This window comes from Microbacterium sp., from assembly GCF_049661145.1.
GTDB lineage: Bacteria > Actinomycetota > Actinomycetes > Actinomycetales > Microbacteriaceae > Microbacterium.
Genome location: NZ_JBASZT010000031.1, coordinates 1 through 14,654 on the forward strand (window position 1 = coordinate 1; position 14,654 = coordinate 14,654).

Consider the following 14,654-nt stretch of genomic DNA (forward strand, 5'->3'; position numbering starts at 1 on the left):
CCGCGAAGACGACCCGGCCGTCGACCGTCCCGGTCACGCCGCGCCCCGCGAGTCCGGAGAAGTCGGCCACCTCGGCAGGTTCCGGTGCGAGCGCCGCCAGAGCACGCGCGACCGGGTGCTCGGAGGCGTGTTCGAGCGAGCCGACCAGGTGCGCGATCTCCTCGGCATCCGCCGCTTCGACGGATGCCACAGGCACCACCGAGGTGACCGTCATGCGGCCCTCGGTGACGGTGCCGGTCTTGTCGAGCACGACGGTGTCGATGCGGTCCGCGGCTTCGAGTGCCTCCGGTCCTGTGATGAGTACGCCCAGCTGCGCGCCGCGGCCGGTGCCGACGAGGATCGCGATGGGAGTGGCGAGCCCGAGCGCGCAGGGGCACGCGATGATCAGCACGGCGACTGCAGCGGTGAAGCCGGCGGCGATGCTCTCGCCGCCGAACCCGCCCGCGACCATCCAGCCGAGCAGCGTCAGCACCGACGGGGCGATGACGATCGGCACGAACACCGCAGAGATGCGGTCCGCGAGCCGCTGCACGCGGCTCTTGCCGGCTTGGGCGTCCTCGACGAGGCGTGCCAGGTGCGCGAGACGCGTGTCTTCGCCGACCGAGGTCGCCGCGACGACCAGGCGCCCGTCGGTGGCGATCGTGCCGCCGGTGACGGTGGCGCCGGCATCCATGTCGACGGGTACCGACTCGCCGGTGATCATGCTCTCGTCGACCGACGCGCGCCCCGAGACGACGCGACCGTCGGTCGCGATCTTCTCGCCCGGGCGCACGACGAACACGTCGCCCACCCGCAGCTGCTCGATCGGGACGCGCTCACCGGACTGTAGCTCGACGTCGCGCGCCGACAGCTCCATGAGCGCGCGCATCGCGGCACCGGCGCGGCGCTTGGAGCGCTGCTCGATGACGCGACCCAGCAGCAGAAACACCGTGACGGCCGACGCGACCTCGAAGTAGACGAGCGAGGACGGGTCGTGCACGGGTCCGAACAGCGCGGAGTCGTGCGTCATCCCGATGTGGCCAGCGGTGCCGAACAGCAGAGCCCAGAGGCTCCACAGGTACGCGGCGCCGGTGCCGAGCGTGATGAGCGTGTCCATCGTCATGGCGCCGTGACGGGCGTTCGCGAACGTCGCGCGGTGGAACGGCCAGCCGCCCCACACGACGATCGGAGTCGCGAGGGCGAGCGAGACCCACTGCCAGCCCGGGAACTGCAAGGCCGGCACCATCCCGAGGACGACGACCGGCACCGCGAGCACGGCACTGACGATCAGGCGCGTGAGCAGCGTCGTGCTTCCAGGGCGATCCTCCACGTCGTGGACGTGACCGCCGGATGCCGAGCCGTGCGCGCCATGGTCGTCATGAGCGCCATGGGGGTGCGCGGCGACGTCCGAGCGGTGGTCGTCGTCGTGGTCGCCGCGTGCGTTGCCGTGACCCGGGTCGCCGAGGGCGTGCGGGTCGCCGTGGGCGTGCGGGTCGGGCCCGACGGAACGCGGCCCAGTCGTGGCGGTACCGGCGGCCGACCGTGGCCGCACGCGGGCGTCGTAACCGGCCTCGCGGACGGCCGTGACGAGCGCCTCGGTGGGGAGACCTGCCGGGTAGTCGACACGCGCCGATTCGGTCGCAAGATTCACGGCCGCCGAGACGCCGTCAAGGCGCTGCAGCCGATTCTCGATGCGGGCCACGCAGCTTGCGCAGGTCATCCCCTCGATGTCGAGGACGGCCTGGGCGTGCGGGGCGAGCCCGGTCTCGGTCGGCGTGTTCACGGCGCGACGACGAGCGTGTAGCCCGCCTCTGCGACAGCGGCGGCAACGTCGGCCTCTGCCGGTGTCGCCGTCGCGGTCACGGTCAGCCCACCGGTGCTCACGTCGACCGCGACGTCGTCGACGCCCGTGATCTTGCGCACTTCGCGCGAGACGGCTCCCGCACAGTGCGCGCACGTCATGCCCTGGACGGTGTACGTGCTGGTGGTCATGATGTCTCCTCTCGGCGCCGCACGTCGCGGGCCATATCCCACGCAACAGAATACCCCCCTGGGGTATTCCCGGCATCAGCGGCTCGCGAGTCCGCGTTGCCAGTGGTCGAGCAGGCCCGGGTCGTCGGTGACGATGCCGTCGACGCCGAGCGAGGTCGCAGCATCCCACTGCCGATCGGAATTGAGTGTGTACGCCACGACCCGCAGGCCCGCCTCGTGCAGCTCGTCAACGACTTCGGGCCGGGCCTGGAGGGCGCCGCGACCCACGACGACCCCGCGCGCTCCGACGGCGAGGGCCGCCGGAACGATGTCGGTGGGCAGCGTCTTGAGGATCAGCAGCCGGGGGATCACGTCCGATCGTGCCTGGACATACGCGAGCGCACGCGCGTCGAAGCTGGCCACCGCGACGCGTCGTTCCAGACCACGCGCCGCCAACTCGCCCACGAGATCATCTGCCGCCTCGGGAGTCCACACGCCCTTGAGGTCGAGGATCGCCCGGCCATCCAGCTGGGCGAGCACGTCGAGGAACTCCGAGGCCGTGGGCACGGGCGTCCCTGCAAACGCGGCGGAGTACCACCCTCCGGCGTCGAGGGTCCTGACTGCCGCGAGAGTCAGCGACGCCAGCGACCCCTCGCCGTCGGTCGTGCGGTTCACGGTGCGATCATGCATCAGCACGGCCACCCCGTCGGCGGTGAGCGACAGATCCACCTCGACGTAGCCGAATCCGCTGACGAGCGCTGCGCGGACGGCCGGCAGCGTGTTCTCCGGAGCCATCGACGAGCCGCCGCGGTGCGCCGCGATGAAGGACGCCTCACCGGGTGTGCGCTCGGCGCCCATCAGTTCCGCGGCGCTGACTCGTGCCGGCGCCACGCCCACCAGCGCGATGACGATGCTCGCCACCGCGAGCGCTGTGACGATCAGCAGTGCGGGGAGCCTGTCGGCTGTCCGCAGAGAGGTCATCGGGTCGATCCTTCGTGCCTGGCCGTCGTCATGGACGCGCCGTCACCGTCACCTTAGCGTGACCGTTACCGTTTCGTTACCTTTTCTCGCATCGCGTACCCTGGAAGGCATGCCTGTACCCACCGAACGCGACCTCGCCGCGACCATCGACCACGCGATCCTCAAGCCCGAGCTGACCCGCGCCGACGTCGACGCGGAACTGGACATCGCCGCCCAGTGGCGCGTGTTCAGCGTGTGCGTGCGCCCGAGCGACATCCCCCACGCCGTGGAGCGCCTGGCCGGAACCGGTGTGGCCGTCGGCACCGTCATCGGCTTTCCGCACGGTACGACCTCGACGGCCGCGAAGGTCGCCGAGGTGCGCCAGGCCCTCGCCGATGGAGCGACCGAGTTCGACATGGTCATCAATATCGGGGCGCTGCGCTCCGGAACGGACTTCGACGACGCGGTCACGGCCGACATCGCGGCGGTCGTGGCCGCGGCATCCGGCCATATCACGAAGGTGATCCTGGAGACCTCGCTCCTGAACGACGAACAGATCGCACGTGGCAGCCGCCTCACCGAGGCCGGCGGTGCGGACTTCGTCAAGACCTCGACGGGCTTCGCGGGCGGCGGCGCGACCGTCCCCCACGTCGCGCTGATGCGCGCGAGCGTCGGCCAGGGCGTCCAGGTGAAGGCGTCGGGCGGCGTCCGCAGCTACGCCGACGCGCTCGCGATGCTCGCGGCGGGCGCGACGCGCCTGGGCACGAGCGGCAGCGCCGTGATCCTCGGCGAAGCGCGGCGGGTGGATGCCGGGGAGCAGGCGATCGGCGCCGTCGACACCACCTCGTACTGATTTCCGCTCGCCCGCGGTCCGCAGGCCGCGGCTCGCAGGTGCCCCCCACAGGTCGGCGCGACCGCGGTCTCACTCCCCGGGCGGCTGAAACTCCACGGATCTGCGTGTTGCTCGGCCGGATTCGCCGGAAACCGGCTTCACCCCTTCCGAATCCGTGGAGTTTGCGCGACGACCGCGCGAGCGCGACGGGCAGACGCGGCGGGCTCAGGCCAGCGCGGCCCGCACGCGCGCGACGTCGTCGGTCATCTGCGCGACCAACGCGTCGATGCCCTCGAACGCGACCATGCCGCGGATGCGGTGCGTGAATCGCAGCTGCACGCGGTGCCCGTACAGGTCCAGGCCCGACTCATCGAGGACGTAGGCCTCCACCTGACGACGGGCAACATCGCCGAACGTCGGATTGGTACCGACCGAGATCGCGGCGGGATAGCGGGTCGTGACTCCGGCGGCGTCGCCCGGTCCGCCGGCAACAACGAGCCAGCCGGCGTAGACGCCGTCCGCGGGGATGAAGCCCTCGGCATCCTCCCCCAGGTTCGCCGTCGGGAAGCCGAGCTCACGGCCGCGCTTGAGTCCGTGGACGACCTCGCCGGACACGGCATGCGGCCGGCCGAGCAGGCGGGCGGCATCCTCGACGTCGCCTACCGCGAGCAGATCGCGCACCCACGACGACGACACGCGCCGCCCACCACCCTGCACATCGCCGACGACCTCGACGGCGAAGCCGTACTCCCTGCCCAGACGCGCCAGCAGAACGGGGTCGCCGACCCCGCCGCGCCCGAAACGGAAATCGTCGCCGACCATCACCGTCACAACACCCAAGCGCACCAGCACGTGCTCGACGAATGCGCGCGGCTCCAGGGCCGCGAGCTCCGCGTCGAAGCGCAGCACGAGCGTCGCATCGAGGCCGACCTCGGCGAGGAGACCGAGCTTCTGATCGATGCTCGACAGCGGTTCCGGGCACAACTCCGGACGCAGCAGACTGAGCGGGTTGCGGTCGAACGTGACCGCGACCACCTGGGCACCCGCCTCGGCCGCAGCCACGCGCGCGCGGTCGATCACGGCGCGATGGCCGGAGTGCACGCCGTCGAACTTACCGATGGCGACGACGCTCGGTCCGAAGCCCTCGGGCACCTCCGAGGGGTCGTGAAAGACGATCACCAGCTGGACCTCCCCGCGGGGGCCGCCTCGGCATCCGCCTCGTGCGACGTGCGGCCCGAGGTGCGGAGCCACCACAGGCCGACGAACGGGAGCGCGAGAGGCACCCAGAAGTAACCGAAGCCGTATCCGGACCACACTGTCGCGTCGTGGAGGAACAGCTCGGGGTGCGTCAGACTCAGCGTTCCGACGACGAGGACACCGATGAGTTCGAAGCAGATCGCGACCCACGCGACGGCGTACCAGACGGGTGAGTCCGACCTCACGAGCGCGACCGTCGCGAGGATGTACACGACGGCGGCGATCGCCGACAGGGTGTAGGCGAGCGGAGCGGCGGCGAATTCCTGCACGATCTGCACGACCGAGCGTCCGGTCGCGGCGAGCGCCATGATCGCGTACACGACGACGAGGACGCGGCCGACGCCGGTCATCCTCGGGGTGTGAGGGCTGATCTGGGACGAAGACATGACCCGTCAATGATAGGCGCGCGCCGCCACCCCGGTCAGAGCGGCGGGGTCGTCCAGATCACCTGCATGCGCCACACCATGATCGCAACCGACAGTGCCGCAATCCCCATGATGACGGTGCTCCACCGACTGCGTTCGATCAGTGCCCAGACAACGGATGCCGGGGGGATCAGCACCGCCGAGACGAGATAGACCCAGTACTCCAGCGCGCTGCCGACCGGCGGATTTCCGGCAAGGGGCGACACGATCGCGACGACGACCTGTGCAACGAGCAGTACGAGGATGAGCGCCATGCCGCCGACGGTGAGGTCGCTCGGCCGGCGGCCGGCGAGACCCAGCACGACGGCGACGAGGCCCGCCAGCACTGCGACGGCCACCTGCGCGACCGTGAACCACAGGATCATGCTTCCTCCGGCATATTCATGATGCTCTTGACGTCAGCGCGGTGCGGGCCGACGGCTTCGACGATGCCGACGAGGCGGCCGTCAGGGTCGATCGCGGCGGGGGTGAGCATGGTGGCACCGGCAGCGAGCGGGGCTGCGGCGCCAGCCGCGGCGGGCGTGAGCCGCTCTGCCGCGCCGGAGAGGCGCTTGCCGTGGCGTAGGTCGCGCGCCTCGTCGGCGGTGACAGGGAAGACGCCGAGCACGGCGCCGGCCACCTCCGCGGGGGGCAGTAGGGCGACGTCACCGGTCACGTCGGCGACGGCGTCCGCGACGTGGAACGGACCAATGCGGGTGCGCCGCAGCGCTGTGAGGTGCCCGCCGACGCCGAGCGCCGCGCCGAGATCGCGCGCGAGCGCCCGGACGTAGGTGCCGCTGGAGCAATCCACGACCACATCGATGTCGATCGCGCCTGTTCCATCGGCGTCGGTCGTGCTTTCGCCGACGAGCTCGAAGCGACTCACGGTGACGCGGCGAGCCTTCAACTCCACCTGCTCCCCCGCTCGGGCGAGATCGTAGGCGCGTCGGCCGCCGACCTTGATCGCCGACACCGTGCTCGGGACCTGATCGATCTCGCCTGTGAGTACCGCGACGCCCGCGCGGATGCGTTCGTCTGTGACCGCGGCGAGCGCCGCGGTATCCGCCCGCGCGGTCTCGACCCCGTCGGCATCGTCTGAGCCGGTCGAGATCCCCAGTCGGATGGTCGCCTCGTACGTCTTGTCGAGCCCGACGATGAAGGTCAGGAGGCGCGTGGCGGGCCCGATCCCAAGGATCAGCAGGCCTGTCGCCATGGGGTCGAGGGTGCCGGCGTGACCGATCTTGCGGGTACCGAGCGCCCTGCGGGCACGGGCGACGACGTCGTGGCTCGTAGCGCCCGACGGCTTGTCGACGAGCAGGATCCCCGTCGGGGCTGCGATGTCGGCGGCGGGCTCGGGCATGCGCTCCAGCCTATGTCTCCCGGCGACGCGTACCGTTTGCAGGAGCGGCACCGCGCGCCCGCACGCCGCAACGAGTCCAAGCCGCGGATTCATGCGGCGCGCACGCGTCCGCCGCGCGATCTGACGTCGCTGTTCCTGCATTCGGTACGTGGCGGTTCGTCTGAGTGCTCAACCGACAGACACCGTCTTGGCCTCGGTGCCGTCGGTGTCTCCCTCAGCAGATGTCGACGGAGCTGCGGCGCGGATGTGCGGGATCGGTGTTGTCGACAATGACGCATGCCGCGGAGCGCGGCTCCGCCTCGCGCCGGTACAACTCCTGTCCGACGCGGTAGCGCCGATTCGACTCCGCGAACGGATCGGGGTCACTGCCGTCACGAACCGCCATTCGTGCATAGCGGACGTTCATCGGTGCCTCCAGCCACACCGACCAGTGCCACAGCTCGCGAAGCTCCGGCCGGTGCAGAAAGATGCCGTCGACGACGAGAACGGCATCCGACGGCGCGGGACCTCCGACCCTCTCGACAGGCCCGTCCGTGACGATGTCGTGCACAGCGGTACGAAACGATCCACCTGCGCGGTAGCGCTCGATCAGGTCGCGGCAGAAGGCGTCGAGGTCGTACGAGTCACGGTAGAAGCCCTCCGGCGAGGTGTGGCCGCGCGCATACCGTTCGGCCTTCGGTCGATGGAAGCCGTCGATCGACGCGCGGAAGACAGTCATTCCCTCGTCCGCGAGCACGGTGGCAAGCCCATCGGCGAAGACGGTCTTCCCGGCACCGTCCTCGCCGTCGATGCCGACGAGGATCCGCCCGCGCGGATGGAGTCCGCGCAACTCGTCGCACAACCCAGCGAGCAGCCCGCCGGTCGGGACTGCACTTTCGGCAGCGGGCTCGGGCATGTGTTCCAGCCTATGAGCCGATCCTCCTGCACAACTCCGCCTGCACGGACCCAAAGCGGCCCAAACGATCCCGAGCCTGCACCTGAGGCGGAGTTGTGCCGGTTCCCGGGACCCCTCCCGGACCCACCCCGAACCCAGCCGGACCCACGCCGACGTAAGCTGTCGGGATGCCCGACCTCGCGACGCCGCTGATCGCGTGGTATCGGGACAATGCGCGCGACCTCCCGTGGCGGCGGCCGGGATTCGGGGCGTGGGGCATCCTCGTCAGCGAGATCATGCTGCAGCAGACTCCCGTGACCCGCGTCATTCCGCACCTGGACGCGTGGCTGGCCCGGTGGCCGACACCCCGTGCGCTGGCGGCCGACCCGCCCGCTGCCGCCGTGACCCAGTGGGCGAACCTCGGCTATCCGCGCCGGGCGCTGTGGCTGCACCGCGCTGCGGTGGAGATCCGCGACCGACACGGCGGCGTCGTTCCCCGCGACGTCGACGACCTGCTGGCGCTGACCGGCATCGGCGACTACACGGCGCGGGCGGTCGCCGCCTTCGCGTACGGCGATCGGCATCCCGTCGTCGACACCAACACGCGGCGGGTACTGGCACGCGCGCTGGGCGGCAGGTCGCAGCCCGGCCCGCCGACAAGAGGCGACCTCACCGCTATGGCGGCGATCCTGCCGGACGACGAGGCCGACGCGGCAACCGTGAATGCAGCCGTCATGGAACTCGGCGCCCTCGTGTGCACGGCCCGGGCGGCGCGGTGCGAGCTGTGTCCCGTCGCTCACGTGTGCGCCTGGCGGGCGGCGGGCTACCCCGACACCGGTGACGACCGGCGCAAGCAGGCCCGGTACGAGGGCAGCGACCGCCAGGCGCGCGGCGCCGTGCTGCGGGCGCTGCGTCACGCCGACGGCGACCCGGTGTCGGATGCCGCGATCATCGCGGACTGGCCCGATCCGTCACAGCGCGACCGCGCGATCGGCACGCTCATCGCCGACGGGCTGATCGAGGTGGCAGACGGCGTGCTTCGGCTGCCCTCGTAGCCGCATGCCTGCGGCGGCGCGGCACAATGCGACGTTTCTGCTCCGGAGTCCCGCGGATTCCTCCGCTCAACGCACGGACACGGAGCCTGCGCGTTGAGCGAGGTCCGCAGGGCCGAGTCGAAACGCAATGCGCGCTCAGCGCCTTGTGGGCCTCGGTCTGCAAGCGAGCGGACGCTTTTCTCCGGCGAAGAGACACCACCGCACGCGAAGACCGAGCGTAATGTCCGCCGCATGAAGAGTCTCGTCGTCTTCGAGTCGCAGTTCGGCAACACCCAGTCGGTCGCGGAGTCGATCGCCGAGGGCCTGAAGCAGTGGGGGCCGGTCGAGACGGCCGCCGTCGACAACGCGCCGGCCGTCCTCGACGACGACCTCGATCTGCTCGTGGTCGGCGGCCCCACGCACACGTTCTCGATGTCGCGCCCCGAGACCCGCGCTGCGGCCGTCACCGACGGCGCTGTCGGCACCACGTCGGGCGTGCGCGACTGGCTCGACGCCCTGCCATCACCTGTCCCGGTGCCGCGGGTGGCCCTGTTCAGCACCCGCCAAGGTCACTCGAGACTCACCGGATCGGCGGCCAAGGCCGCGGCGAAGTCGCTGCGCCACCACGGCACTCCTCCCGAAGAGGTGACCGACTTCTTCGTCACCGGCAAGCAGGGACCGCTGGAACCGGGCGAACGCGACCGCGCGCTCGCCTGGGGGCAGAGCCTCGGCAGCTGAGCGGAACCCCCTGAGCGGAACAGGCGGGAACCCTCCGCAGTCGCTGCTGCTGTGCGCGGCGTCGGTCTCCCCCACCGCGACCGACCTGCGCTACGTCGCGGCCGCGTGTCCGCTCGGCGGTTTAGCTGCCGCTGGCTGTGCCGCCGTCGCGGAGCTTCGCCCCGCGACGGCGCGTCGCAGCCACTGCCCAGACGATGAAGACCACGAGACCGACCAGGTCGACCACGATCAACAGCACCAACCATGCCCACCCGAGCGCCAGCGGCGCGGCACCCGAGAACAGCCTTGCCGCGACATACGCCACAAGGGTGACGGCGAACACGGCACCTACCCAGCGGTGCAGAAGATAGAGCCGTCCGCGTGGTGATCCCGCGCTCGTGAACGGCCGGCGTCCTCTTCGAATCAGATCGATGAGCATCGTCACCCCCAGTGCCGCGACTACCGCGGTGAGCAGGAGGAATGCCACGAGGTTCGCTGGACCGCCGCCTTCGGCTTCGACCCGCAACATGTCCAACCATCCCTCGACAGTGATGGCGCCATTCTGCTGGTACAGGTACAGCGGGACGCTCACCAGGAAGAACAGCCACAGCAGCAATCCCGCAAAGGCGTGGGTCCCGCGCACGACGCGCACCGAACGGTGCGCCGGGCGATGCTTGACGGTGCTCACCGTACGCTTCCCACCCTCGCGCCGATGAGCCGCTCGACATCGGCGACGAGACCCGCAGCGCCGGGAGCTGCAGCGAGGTCACGGCCAATTCGAGCGGATGCCGCGCGGTAGCGCGGTTCGCGCAGCACCTCGCGCACCGCCTTGCGAACGGCATCCGCCGACGGTCGCCCGGTCCGCAGGCTGATCCCGGCGCCCGACCATGCGACGCGCGCCGACGTCTCGACTTTGTCCTCGGTGTCTCCCGCCACGACGATCGGCACGCCGTGTGCGAGCGCGTAGTGCAGGCCGCCGTATCCGCCGTTCGTCACGAACGCAGACAGTCGCGGGAAGAGTTCGTCGTAGGGCAGGAAGTCCGCGGCGAATGCGTTGCGCGGCAGCGGAGGAAGCTCGCCGACTGTCGCTGCTCCGGTACGGCCGGCCGACACGACGACCGTCACGTCGTCGTCTGCCAGAGCCTCGAGTGTCGGCACGACGAGTTCCGTGAAGTCTGCGGTGCCGACGGTGCCCTGTGAGACGTGGATGATGGGACGGGTGTCGTCGACCTCGTCCCACCACGGCGGAAGCTCCGCCGTCCCGTTCGGCGGACGCAGTCGTCCGTAGTAGCGCACGCACTCCGGCAGGTCGCTGCGCGGGTACTCGAACGACGGCACGGTGAACTGGGCGTACAGGTCGATGAAGCCCGGCCGAAAGAAGTAGTCCGTGAAGAACAGGTCGCCCAGTGGTGGGAGTCCGTGCTCGCGGTAGAACGCGTCGAACTCGCGATGTACGGGGGCGAGCAACACCCTGCGGGCGAACCATGCGATTGCGCGACTTTGCACCCGATCGGCGGCGGTGCGCGGCGGCGCCATGCCCAGGCCGAAAGGGGCGGTGTCCACGCTAGAGACCGAAAGCGGAAAGAAACTACAGGCTGCCAGCACGGGTCGATCCGCCCCGAGGAGATACGCAGAAAGGAAAATCGGATCGATGACGAGAGCGTCGGTGTGCTCTGCGGCGAGGGCCGCGGTGAGCACGGGGAGTTGCGCACGCGCGGGGTCGATAAAGGTCTCCCTCACCCCGTCGTTCATCGCCCGGCGCCCGCGGGGACGCTCTCGCGAGTCAAGACCCTCCAACACGTCGGCAGCGGGCGGCAACGCCAAGGGTTCAGCGCCGACTGCGCGGATGACGTCCCCGAAGCGGATGCCGGTGAGCACGCGCACGCGGTGCCCGGCGCCGACGAACGCGTGCACCACATCGAGCATCGGCGCGATGTGCGAGGGGTGGGGATTGATGCAGATGAGGATGGAAGACATGCCGGGCTCCCTTCGGCGCGGCTCCATGTGATTTAGATATGGTAATCCCATCATGAATATGACACAAGAGTCCCGAAAGCGTCGTCGCCCATACGACGCGAGCGGCCGCAAGCGCCAGGCCGAGCAGCGTCGTCTTGCTGTGCTCCGCACGGCAGCCGACGTCTTCGCCGCGCGCGGCCTGGAGGCGACCACAATGCCCGAGATCGCCGAGGCTGCCGACGTGTCTCTCCCCTACCTCGAACGGCTGGGGAGTAAGGCGGACATCTTCGCGATGGCGATCGAAGTGGCCACGCTGGGTCCGGTCCACACGATGGCCGCGGCCCAGGCCGAGTTCGAGAAGACGGCCGATACGATCACGCGCGACCAGTTCATATCGGCCGTGGCAGAGGGCAGCGCCGAGTGGAACGCTCGAGCGTACAAACTATGGCAGGCGTGGGCCGTTACGCCGGATCCGGCGTTGCATGAGCGCTGGGAGCGCGACATGGCCGCGATCCGACGCGGCTGGGCGGTGTTTCTCGCCCGCTTCGACGACCGAGGGTGGTGGCGTACCGACATCCCCCGCGCCGAGCAGGTCGCGACGATCTGGATCCTCACGATGGCCGAGACCTATGGCCGTCTGACCGAACAGGCCGGTTTCACCCACGACGAGTACATTGCGTGGCTCTACCGCGGACTGCAGAGCATCCTGCTCCCGCCGGAGCGCTGACGCAGCGGGATCGCCGGCGACAGTCACTCCAAGTCGTCGGACTCGCGCGGCTTGACGTAGGGATCGGCATCACCGGCATAGGCCGCGCCGACCGCAAGGCCCGCGACCGCGGCATCCCGCTCCTGCGCCTCGCGAAGCAGGTCGGCGATGTGGCCGGCGCTGTCGGGGAGCGCGTCGGGAATGAACTCCAGCGACGGGGTGAGCCGCACGCCGAGCCTCCTGCCGACCTCGCTGCGCAGCATGCCGGTCGCCGCCTTCAACGCCGCAGCGGTGTCGGCGCGCTCTTCGTCTGAGCCGTACACCGTGTAGAAGACGGAGGCGTGCTGCAGATCACCCGTGACACGTACGTCGGTGATCGTGACGAAGCCGAGCCGCGGGTCGCGCAGCCCCTTCTCGAGCCGCTCCGCGATGAGCACGCGGATGCGGTCCGCAAGCCGCGCCTGCCGTTCGTTCGCCATCTTCATTCCCCTTCTCTTGCCACCCCGATCGATGCCGAGGCACCGGCGGAGGCGATGGATGCCGCGTCGATAGTCGGGGTCTCGGGGGTCCCGTTATCGACGCGGCATCCATCGCCGGAGCCAACGTCCGACGATCAGCCGCGAGGCTTCTCCACCATTTCGGTCGTCTCGATCTCGTCGCCGACCTGGATGTCATTGAACTTGCCCAGGCCGATACCGGCCTCGAAGTCGGTGCGGACCTCGGTGACGTCGTCCTTGAAGCGGCGCAGCGACTCGATCTGCAGGCCGTCGGCGAGGACGACGCCGTCGCGGATGACGCGCGCCTTCGCGTTACGCGTGATCGTTCCGCTGCGGACGACGACACCGGCGATGTTGCCGAACTTCGACGAGCGGAAGATCTCGCGGATCTCGGCGACACCCGACTGGACCTCTTCGTACTCCGGCTTGAGCAAGCCCTTCAGCGACTGCTCGACATCGTCGATCGCGTTGTAGATGACCGAGTAGAACCGGACGTCCACGCCTTCGCGCGCGGCGCGCTCGCGCGCCTTTGCGTCGGGGCGGACGTTGAAGCCGATCACGATCGCGTTGTCGATCGTGGCCAGGTTGATGTCGGACTCGGTGATCGCGCCGACGCCGCGGTGGATGATCCGCAGCTGCACGCTGTCATCGACCTCGATCTTCAGCAGCGACTCCTCCAGCGCCTCGACGGCACCGGAGACGTCGCCCTTGATGATGAGGTTGAGCGACTCGACCTTGCCTTCTTCGAGCGCGCGGGTGAAGTCCTCGAGCGAGATGCGCTTGCGGGCCTTGGCCAGCTGGGCGTTGCGCTCGGCGGCCTCGCGCTTCTCGGCGATCTGGCGGGCCATGCGGTCCTCGTCGGTGACGATGAACGTGTCGCCGGCGCGCGGGACCGAGTTGAGACCCTGCACCTGCACGGGACGCGCCGGGGCGGCCTCTTCGACCGCGTCGCCGTTCTCGTCGATCATGGCGCGAACGCGGCCGTAGGCCGTCCCCGCGACGATCGCGTCGCCGACGCGCAGCGTCCCGGACTGGATGAGCACGGTCGCCACCGACCCGCGACCCTTGTCGAGCTTCGCCTCGATCGCGACACCGCGCGCTGCCTTGTTCGGGTTGGCCGTGAGGTCCAGACCCGCGTCGGCGGTGAGCAGGACAGCGTCCAGCAGGTCCTGGATGCCGATTCCCTGGCGCGCCGATACGTCCACGAACATGACGTCGCCGCCGTATTCCTCGGCGACCAGACCGTACTCCGTGAGCTGCTGGCGGACCTTGGCGGGGTTCGCCTCGGGCTTGTCGATCTTGTTGACGGCGACCACGATCGGCACCTCGGCGGCCTGCGCGTGGTTGAGGGCCTCCACCGTCTGCGGCATGATGCCGTCGTCGGCGGCGACCACGAGGATCGCGATGTCGGTCACCTGCGCACCGCGAGCACGCATGGCGGTGAACGCCTCGTGCCCGGGGGTGTCGATGAAGGTGATGGCGCGCTCGATGCCGTCGTGCTCGGTCCACACCTGGTAGGCACCGATGTGCTGCGTGATGCCGCCGGCCTCGCCCGCGACGACGTTCGTCTTGCGGATGGCGTCGAGGAGGCGCGTCTTACCGTGGTCGACGTGACCCATGACGGTCACGACGGGCGGACGGATCTCGAGGTCGTCCTCGCTCTCGGCCTCCAACTCCGCCTCGAGATCGAGACCGAAGCCCTCCAGGAGCTCCTTGTCCTCGTCCTCGGGCGAGACCATCTGGATCTTGTAACCGAGCTCGGCGCCCAGCACCTCGAAGGTGGCCTCGTCGAGCGACTCGGTCGCAGTGGCCATCTCGCCCAGGTTGAACAGGATGGTCACGAGCGTGCCGGGCTGCACGGTGTAGCCGCGGATCGCCTCGAGCTTGTCGGCGAAGTCCGCGATCGACGCGCCACGGCGCAGGCGAATGATCTCGCCGTTGCCCTTCGTGACGTTGACGCCGCCGACGACCGGGGCGTCCCGCATCTCGAACTCTTGCCGCTTCGCGCGACGCGACTTGCGCTGCTTGCTCTTGCCGCCGCCCTTGCCGAAGGCACCCGCCGTGCCGCCACCGGGACCACGGCCGCGGCCGCCGCCTCCACCGGGAC

General features: G+C 69.9%; 16 protein-coding genes. 4 read left to right on the plus strand and 12 right to left on the minus strand.

Going from position 1 to position 14,654, the window contains the following annotated elements; all coding sequences use genetic code 11:
• From WBP48_RS01375 to WBP48_RS01385, 3 genes are all read right to left on the minus strand, one after another.
• Positions 1-1,699 (minus strand): heavy metal translocating P-type ATPase (locus WBP48_RS01375; protein ID WP_424434996.1); only part of this gene is annotated, 1,699 nt, incomplete at its 3' end.
• Positions 1,700-1,758: 59 nt separating this feature from the next.
• A complete protein-coding gene (locus tag WBP48_RS01380; protein WP_424434954.1) occupies positions 1,759-1,971 on the minus strand; it encodes a heavy-metal-associated domain-containing protein in 213 nt (70 codons plus the stop codon).
• A 75-nt stretch (positions 1,972-2,046) separates the two neighbouring features.
• Positions 2,047-2,931, minus strand: a complete 885-nt coding sequence (locus tag WBP48_RS01385; RefSeq protein ID WP_424434957.1) for a glycerophosphodiester phosphodiesterase — start codon at positions 2,929-2,931, stop codon at positions 2,047-2,049.
• 109 nt (positions 2,932-3,040) lie between these two features.
• Between WBP48_RS01385 and deoC the strand changes: the two genes are divergently transcribed.
• Positions 3,041-3,763, plus strand: a complete 723-nt coding sequence (gene deoC, locus WBP48_RS01390; protein ID WP_424434960.1) for a deoxyribose-phosphate aldolase — start codon at positions 3,041-3,043, stop codon at positions 3,761-3,763.
• Positions 3,764-3,967: 204 nt separating this feature from the next.
• Here the strand turns inward: deoC and WBP48_RS01395 are convergent, their stop codons facing one another.
• The 5 genes from WBP48_RS01395 to WBP48_RS01415 form a co-directional block, all read right to left on the minus strand.
• Positions 3,968-4,921 carry a bifunctional riboflavin kinase/FAD synthetase gene (locus tag WBP48_RS01395; protein ID WP_424434963.1) on the minus strand — a complete coding sequence of 318 codons (954 nt, stop codon included), beginning with the start codon at positions 4,919-4,921 and terminating at the stop codon, positions 3,968-3,970.
• Positions 4,918-5,385, minus strand: coding sequence for a hypothetical protein (locus WBP48_RS01400; protein WP_424434966.1), 468 nt, complete (start codon positions 5,383-5,385; stop codon positions 4,918-4,920). Before WBP48_RS01400 ends, WBP48_RS01395 begins: the two co-directional genes overlap by 4 nt.
• 35 nt (positions 5,386-5,420) lie before the next feature.
• Positions 5,421-5,789, minus strand: a complete 369-nt coding sequence (locus WBP48_RS01405) for a hypothetical protein (protein ID WP_424434969.1) — start codon at positions 5,787-5,789, stop codon at positions 5,421-5,423.
• Positions 5,786-6,763: a tRNA pseudouridine(55) synthase TruB gene (gene truB, locus WBP48_RS01410; RefSeq protein WP_424434972.1), complete on the minus strand. Its 978-nt coding sequence runs from the start codon at positions 6,761-6,763 to the stop codon at positions 5,786-5,788. The genes WBP48_RS01405 and truB overlap by 4 nt, the downstream gene beginning before the upstream one ends.
• Before the next feature lie 214 nt (positions 6,764-6,977).
• Positions 6,978-7,658: a uridine kinase gene (locus WBP48_RS01415; protein WP_424434974.1), complete on the minus strand. Its 681-nt coding sequence runs from the start codon at positions 7,656-7,658 to the stop codon at positions 6,978-6,980.
• A 167-nt stretch (positions 7,659-7,825) separates the two neighbouring features.
• Between WBP48_RS01415 and WBP48_RS01420 the strand changes: the two genes are divergently transcribed.
• Positions 7,826-8,692, plus strand: coding sequence for an A/G-specific adenine glycosylase (locus tag WBP48_RS01420; protein ID WP_424434976.1), 867 nt, complete (start codon positions 7,826-7,828; stop codon positions 8,690-8,692).
• A 231-nt stretch (positions 8,693-8,923) separates the two neighbouring features.
• Positions 8,924-9,409, plus strand: coding sequence for a flavodoxin domain-containing protein (locus WBP48_RS01425; protein WP_424434978.1), 486 nt, complete (start codon positions 8,924-8,926; stop codon positions 9,407-9,409).
• 121 nt (positions 9,410-9,530) lie between these two features.
• Here the strand turns inward: WBP48_RS01425 and WBP48_RS01430 are convergent, their stop codons facing one another.
• Both WBP48_RS01430 and WBP48_RS01435 read right to left on the minus strand, forming a co-directional pair.
• Complete coding sequence (locus tag WBP48_RS01430) at positions 9,531-10,076, minus strand: hypothetical protein (RefSeq protein WP_424434981.1); 546 nt, start codon at positions 10,074-10,076, stop codon at positions 9,531-9,533.
• Positions 10,073-11,365, minus strand: a complete 1,293-nt coding sequence (locus tag WBP48_RS01435; RefSeq protein WP_424434984.1) for a glycosyltransferase — start codon at positions 11,363-11,365, stop codon at positions 10,073-10,075. The genes WBP48_RS01430 and WBP48_RS01435 overlap by 4 nt, the downstream gene beginning before the upstream one ends.
• Before the next feature lie 58 nt (positions 11,366-11,423).
• On the opposite strand from WBP48_RS01435, the gene WBP48_RS01440 reads away from it, so the two are divergent.
• The gene (locus WBP48_RS01440; RefSeq protein ID WP_424434987.1) at positions 11,424-12,071 is read left to right on the plus strand and encodes a TetR/AcrR family transcriptional regulator; all 648 of its coding nucleotides are present in this window, start codon (positions 11,424-11,426) and stop codon (positions 12,069-12,071) included.
• Positions 12,072-12,094: 23 nt separating this feature from the next.
• On the opposite strand, the gene rbfA is transcribed toward WBP48_RS01440, so the two are convergent.
• Both rbfA and infB read right to left on the minus strand, forming a co-directional pair.
• Positions 12,095-12,529, minus strand: a complete 435-nt coding sequence (rbfA, locus tag WBP48_RS01445; RefSeq protein ID WP_424434990.1) for a 30S ribosome-binding factor RbfA — start codon at positions 12,527-12,529, stop codon at positions 12,095-12,097.
• A gap of 134 nt (positions 12,530-12,663) precedes the next feature.
• Positions 12,664-14,654, minus strand: a 1,991-nt coding sequence (infB, locus tag WBP48_RS01450) for a translation initiation factor IF-2 (RefSeq protein WP_424434993.1), incomplete at its 5' end; no start/stop codon positions are given.